Below are 1,224 nucleotides of genomic sequence, written 5' to 3' on the forward strand. Positions count from 1 at the left end.
TGAAGTGAACCCGAATAGTGGTACATGAAAAAAACACCTCCTGAATTCGCATACTAAGTATGCAAATTCATTGGAGGTGTTTTTCGTTTGAAGACAAGAGTTCATTACCCAGAAGAAACAAAGTGGAAAGTGATTGAAATGAAGAAAGACGGCTATTCAAATCGTACAATTATGGAGAAACTCGGAATTAAAAATGTTTCCCAAATTAAGACATGGATGAAATGGTATCGTACAGATCAAACGTATCGTTTTCAACAACCTGTAGGAAAACAATATTCTTATGGAAAAGGACCAAAAGAGCTCAGTGAATTAGAACAGCTACGTTTAGAAAATAAACATCTAAAAACAAAATTACTTGTATGGGGAAAGTATCTGGAAATCGAAAGGGGCTGAAACCAGAAACTGTAGTTGCTTTATGGGAAAATGTAAAAACAAAAATAACGGTAAAAGAATTGTGTAACGTATTAGAATTACCCCGTTCCACATTTTATCGTTGGTTACAACGAACGGAAGATTTGAAAGATGGTATAGAAGAGAAAGTAAAGGACGTTTGTCTTAGGCATAAATTCCGGTATGGATATCGAAGAGTGACCGCTACTCTTCGAAAAATGGGACTGTGTGTCAATCATAAAAAAGTATTACGAATCATGAGACAAAATCACATTCTTTCAAAAGTACGTCGAAAGAAAAAGAAATATATCAATGGTGCGGAGCCAATGGTAGCCCCTCATCGATTGGAGCGCCAATTCGATGCATCCAGACCAAATGAAAAGTGGTTTACGGATGTGACGTATCTCTTATTTGGAGAGCGTACCTTGTATTTATCAACGATTATGGATGCCTTTAATCGTGAAATTATTAGTTGTGTCATCAGCGAATCACAAACACTGACATTAGCGATGAAGACATTAAAACAAGCAATGAGAGGGCGAAAAGTAAAAGATGTCCTTCTTCACTCAGATCAAGGAAGTATTTATACAGCAAAAGAATTTCAAGCGTATGCCAAAGAAAACGGCATGATCACCAGCATGTCCCGGAGAGGAAATTGCCATGATAATGCCGTCATGGAAAGCTTCTTTGGTCATTTAAAAAGTGAAGCTTTCTATTCACAAAAGATAACAAAAGTATCCAACACAACTGTGCGAAAGATTGTGCTAGAATACATTCATTACTACAATTGTGTGCGAATTCAAGAAAAATTAAACCACCTATCCCCTAAAGAAT

The 1,224-nt window shown here is 36.5% G+C and carries 1 protein-coding gene; it reads left to right on the forward strand.

Features of this window, described 5'->3' with window-relative positions; genetic code table 11:
• Positions 1-87 precede the first annotated feature (87 nt).
• Positions 88-1,224 (forward strand): IS3 family transposase gene (locus MR143_RS32630; RefSeq protein WP_242281300.1). Its coding sequence is split into 2 segments (ribosomal slippage), with 1,138 coding nucleotides annotated over them: positions 88-340 and positions 340-1,224; the frame shifts between segments, so codons are not numbered across the junction. This gene is flagged as partial in the annotation.

It is taken from the genome of Bacillus cereus group sp. BfR-BA-01347 (assembly GCF_022663835.1).
Taxonomy (GTDB): Bacteria; Bacillota; Bacilli; order Bacillales; family Bacillaceae_G; genus Bacillus_A; species Bacillus_A thuringiensis_K.